Consider the following 5314-nt stretch of genomic DNA (forward strand, 5'->3'; position numbering starts at 1 on the left):
GAGCCGTATCCGATGTCTGCTGCCTGTTCATATCGCGTCCGTTGAACGCTTCCTACGAGACAGTACCGAAATCAGATCGGGCTAAACACATACCACAGTTGAAAACATATATATACGATAACCTACTACTAGGCTAATATGGAGATAACGAACATAGAGACTCATCCTGTTACAATGACTCTCACTAAGCATGATGATGGTGGAGTAGGACCCTATGTAACAGATGTTGGTGTAACCCACGACGTGAATCGTATGATGATCAAAGTGGATACAGATGTTGGGATTTCCGGTTGGGGCGAAATGCGCATGTTTTTATCACCTAAGACAACCTCCACAATTATTGAAGATGGGATTCTGCCGATTGTTAAAGGGCACTCCCCTTTTGAAGTTGAATCTTTACGTCGCTTATTGTTTGTTGAGTATACCAATGTTGATATGTTTTTCTCAGCAATTGAAGTTGCCTGCTGGGATATAGTTGGGAAATATCTCGAGGAGCCAATCTATAAATTACTTGGTGGATGGACTGCGCCTAGCCAAACAAATCAGCATAAATCAGGAGAGATAGATGATGAAAAGTGGGTTGACGTTGCATATTGTGTTGGAATTCGATCTTTAGAAGAATCACGAGAACATGCAAGAAGAGCTTTAAATCAGGGTTATGATGTTTTGAAAACTAAGGCCGGAGAAGATTGGAACCAAGATGTCGAGCGTATAATTGCTATGAATGATGAAGTTAACGGAGATCTTGATTTCCGACTTGATCCGAACCAAGGATGGCGCCCAGATGAAGCCGTACGTGTAGCAACAAAACTCGCTGATGCCGGTGTATACCTCCAATACCTTGAGCAGCCTATTCGAGTCGACTGCCACGATTCACTTGCAAACTTACGAGAAAGAACACCCCAACCTATCGGACCAAACGAGGACACATATATTGATCATAATCTCAGAAGTTTAATTGAAAAAGGGGCTATTGATGTTGGTGTTGTCGATATGACTCCAAGGGGGGGTATTAGTGGTGTGAGACAAATCGCTGCTATTGCTGAGGATGCAGGGGTGCCATTAACCCATCACTGTGCAGCTGATCTTGGTGTGCGAACAGCTGCAATTCTGCATACTGTGAGTGGAATACCTGGCTTTGATCTCCCTCCTGATACTCTATATTACTCTTGGGAAGATGATATAATTGAAGAAAAATTAGAGGTTAATAATGGAGCTATCAAATTACCGGAACGCCCGGGGTTAGGCATTACTGTTGATGAATCCAAGTTGAGAAAATATGCAATAGACAATAATCAAGAATACTACCATTGAATGTATTTTAAATAAATCATATAATCAACATTCGGGGTGCGTCTCCATTCGATGGGATTGTCAGTTCGGGAGGGCGTCGCAGTGATCGAATCTCTCGATATTGACCGTTCTCACGGCGCAATCTGGAACTGGACTCACACGCTTTCGGAGACTCAGAGCGACCCGTCAACGGCGCAGCCGTCGCGGGTCGCGATCGATGAGAAACAGATAGAGGTCGACGGCGAGAAAAGTGGTTGTACGCCGCGATCGACACAGAATCGAAGCTCCTGTTGGAAATCGACGTATTCAGCCGCCGCGGGACTGACCCCGCGGCGGCGTTCTTGCACCGTCTCATTGAGAAACATGATCACGACGAGACGGAGTTTCTCGTTGGTGCTGGCGGCTATCTGACTGCCCTCGCTCGTCACGAATTGAGCGGTCAGCTCGACTATAGCGAGCGAAACCACGTCGAACTGTCCTGTTTCGAGTTGATAAGACTACTGAGCGATCAACGACACGAGAGACAGTGATTCATCAGATCACGAAACGGTCAATGCTGAAGGAACCTGCTGCAGAATTCGTCTTTAGCTAAGCCTCAACCCTCGGTTGTGTAGCGGTAGCGAGCGTTTCCTGTAACACTGATCGTTGCTGGTGAATCTTCTGTGCATCTTCGATCAACCGTTCCAACAGCGGTGCCGACGAGCAGCCAAGGTACTCTCCGAGTTTCGTGGAGGATGAGCTGGGCGTGCGACCGGAAGGTCGCCGCCCAGCGTTCCGGCGGAAACACGAGTTCATCGTCCACCTGCTCAGTCACCAGATCAAGCAGATCACGACTTACCAGCAGTGACAGCAACGCCGCGTACAGCAAAATTTCAACGACATGTTCCTTGCTTGTGTCGATCTCATCGAGTTCGTACTGCGTCTTCAACTCACGGAACAGCAGCTCTACCTCCCACCGACATCGATACAGCGTCGCTAGATCCGTCGGCAGGAACTCCTCTCTCGGCAGATTCGTGATGAACAGGTGGTAGTCGGCGGCGTCCTCGTTGCGGACGTCGACGACGCGGAGCCGTTTCGTATCCAGTGAGGGCGTCCCATCGTACAGCCCACGCTTGAACTCAGCTTCGACCTCCACGTCGATGTATTGGCGGTCGAGTTCATTGACGGCGTCAAGGATCTGCTTGCCCTCCAAGGGAATGGCGCAGGAGTGATCAGCGCAACAGGTGACCCCCTCGAACGACAACAAATCGATGCTCAAGCGAAATTGCGGCTGAACGGGTATTTGGACGGGGTCAGAACGGCTATGTTGAATCACTAGACAGCGTCGGGGAAGGTCAGTAAATCGAAGGAGTTGAAGCGGGAGACTTCAGTTGCCTATGACCCAAATCTCCCGCTTCACCGAGCGTTGTGTCTTGATTGCTCAAAGAGTTACGGGTGAACGAGGCGAATCCGCCGCCCCGCAGGGTGGCGGCGGATTCGCCGACTATGCCCTCGTTTCGCTGCATTGTCTCCGGATTTACCTCGATACGTCCTATCGAATGACGATCGATTTGCTGAAGGAAATGCCGCAAATAACAGGGGAAATCGGCCTCGAAGCGGCCGATCTCCCTGCACCCTCCACGCTGTGTAAGGCGTTTGATCGGATCGAAATGAGTGTCTGTCGAGTGCTGCTGCGCCGGTCGGCGCAGCTGCACGACCCCTCTGAGCACGCTGCGATCGATGCAACGTTCTATGACCGAGATCGCGCCAGCCGCCACTACTGCCAACGAACAAATTATCGCGTTCAAACGCTCAAAGTTACAAAACTCGTCGATACAGCAACGCAAGCTGTGCTCGATCTTCACTGCTCGACGACGTTAGAAGGCAGTGACGCGGATCTCTGTGAGCAGATCGCCCGCCGGAACGCGGGCGATCTGCGGTCTCTGGCCGCTGATAAGGGCTATGACAAGCAACAACTCCGCGAACGACTCCATGACCTCGACATTCGCCCGCTGATCAAACATCGGATCTTCGCGCCGTACGATCACGCGCATAACGCCCGCATTGACGAAGATCGGTACGCTCAGCGGTCAATGACCGAAACCGTCAACTCCGCCGTCAAGCGCTCGCTCGGCTACGCCGTGCGAGCGCGTAGCTAGTATCGAGAGTTCCGTGAAATTGCTCTGATGTGTGTCGTCTACAACATCAAACGCGCTGTCAAACAGTGAAATCCACCGCCTTACAGCGATTCAACAAAGGCGTCAGAACATACTTGACTTCGCACGTTTATTTTCGTTCGACGCCTATTTCTCGTTGATGTCCAGATGCTCCCGATTACGTCGTTTCTCTCTTGTACAGATCCGATCGACGAGTTAGATGCGTTCTCGTACAATCAGAAACACCACGCGAAAACCTACGTCACCGGTCTTGTTGCCGCCAGCAACAAGACCGTAGACGGCATTGCTACGCACGTATTACCGGGGAAAAGCGAACGAGCCCTCAACAAGTTCCTCACCGAATACGACTGGGATGAAGACCGCCTCAACAAGGAACGACTGGAACTGCTCCAGACAGACAACGAAACTCGATGGAGTCGTGAAGGTGTCGTCATCATCGACGACACCTTTACGCACAAAACTGACGAGAAGATCCCTAACGCCGGGAAATTCTATGATCACTCCAGCCGCGGGTACATCTGGGGACAGAACCTAATCTACGCGATCTACGCCGACAAGAAAACCACCTACCCGCTGTGCTTCAGACTCTACGAAAAACACAGCAAAACTCGCATTCGGCTGGCGAAAGAACTCGTCGATGAGTGCATTGAGATAGGTGTCCCGGCGGGGCACTGTCTAGTTAAGATCTTCTGCCGTAGAAGGGCGTTTTAGCGGCTGTGACATAGCTAGTACTGAAAAATGTGATCGTCACTCTTCAAGAGAAGTGTGCTGAAGCAGCCGAATTTCCGCCGCTTGCAGAACACTGTATCTTTGTATCAGGCTCTAGATGGATTTTTCATAGTCTCTACCGTAACCTCATCGTTTTCACGTCTCGCGGTTTCCCTTATCTAGACAGTGCCCCCGGCGGACACTTATCTCTTCGATATCCCCTACTGCTCGGGCGAGTTCATCGAGCATCTTGAAAGGTACGACAAAGAGTGGGTCTCTGCGATCAAGAGCGACCGAAACGTCGTCTACGCAGGTGAACGGATGCGCGTCGATGCGCTTGCCGAGCGCATCGACACGCAGCCACGCACTGTCGATGGCGAGACGTACCACATCTGGACGAAGAAGCTACAGGTATCGGCTCTGGTGAATCACTAGACGGCGTCCGGATTGGGGACTTGAGCTACGGGAGATCACGGCGAGAATTTTCTTGTGCTCGTTCTCAGCGGTAGCTATCTCTGCAACAACCTCGATTGTCCCTTGTCGAGGGCAGTTACAATGCACGCTCAACAGCCGAACCCCGACGCCCTATGGCGATTCACCAGAGCCCAGGTATCGAAACTGGGGAAGGTGAAGGTACTGATCACGGAGAAAGAATCGAGCGACGAAGACGGTGAGAAGAGCATCAAGTACATCGTGAGCAACAAGATCGACGCACCAGCGAGCCATCTCATCGCGTTGTACGCGATGCGATGGCGGATCGAGACGTTCTTCAGAGACACGAAGCAGGACCTCGGTTTGGGAGACTGCGAGTTACGAAGCCCCGCAGGTGCCAGTCGCCACTGGCACCTGCTAATGCTCGCCTACAGTTTGCTGAAGCTCGGTGTTGCACAAAGCGCTCTGGGAACGGTGCTCTCACGAGCCACGTCTCTTCGAGCTGATCTCAAGCTCTCGTTCCGTGAAGCCGTTCAAAACTTCCTTTCGTGGGCACTTTCCAGCCCAAACCGAAGCATCGACGATCTCATGCACGAAGTCGAAGACCTCTTCATATAGGTGCGAAGTCAAGAACATATGCAGACCACTCCGCGCCATTCCCGCAACTCATCGGTTATCACCGGATGTGCACTCTCTTTCAGCCGACTCACGAAGTAGCCGTTGTT

Annotated in this window: 3 protein-coding genes and 4 pseudogenes; 6 read left to right on the forward strand and 1 reads right to left on the reverse strand. The window is 51.4% G+C overall.

All coding sequences use genetic code 11. The features are described 5' to 3' along the window. Positions 1-138: 138 nt before the first annotated feature. Entirely contained in the window at positions 139-1314 is a 1176-nt protein-coding gene (locus GRS80_RS10070) for a mandelate racemase/muconate lactonizing enzyme family protein (protein WP_160047454.1), read from the forward strand. Positions 1315-1344: 30 nt separating this feature from the next. After that, a pseudogene (locus tag GRS80_RS10075) lies at positions 1345-1766 on the forward strand (DDE-type integrase/transposase/recombinase); the annotation flags it as partial. A gap of 115 nt (positions 1767-1881) precedes the next feature. Here GRS80_RS10075 and GRS80_RS10080 read toward each other — a convergent pair. Next, positions 1882-2494: pseudogene (locus GRS80_RS10080) on the reverse strand (transposase); the annotation flags it as partial. Positions 2495-2669: 175 nt separating this feature from the next. On the opposite strand from GRS80_RS10080, the pseudogene GRS80_RS10085 reads away from it, so the two are divergent. The 4 genes and pseudogenes from GRS80_RS10085 (at position 2670) to GRS80_RS10100 (ending at position 5207) form a co-directional block, all read left to right on the forward strand. Next, positions 2670-3500: pseudogene (locus GRS80_RS10085) on the forward strand (IS5 family transposase). Positions 3501-3596: 96 nt separating this feature from the next. Further along, positions 3597-4115 (forward strand): annotated as a pseudogene (locus GRS80_RS10090) (transposase); the annotation flags it as partial. Positions 4116-4343: 228 nt separating this feature from the next. Then, a complete protein-coding gene (locus GRS80_RS10095) occupies positions 4344-4592 on the forward strand; it encodes a hypothetical protein (protein ID WP_160047456.1) in 249 nt (82 codons plus the stop codon). Positions 4593-4712: 120 nt separating this feature from the next. Then, positions 4713-5207 carry a transposase gene (locus GRS80_RS10100; RefSeq protein WP_160047457.1) on the forward strand — a complete coding sequence of 165 codons (495 nt, stop codon included), beginning with the start codon at positions 4713-4715 and terminating at the stop codon, positions 5205-5207. Positions 5208-5314 lie beyond the last annotated feature (107 nt).

This window comes from Natrialba sp. INN-245, from assembly GCF_009807105.1.
Classification (GTDB): domain Archaea; phylum Halobacteriota; class Halobacteria; order Halobacteriales; family Natrialbaceae; genus Natrarchaeobius; species Natrarchaeobius swarupiae.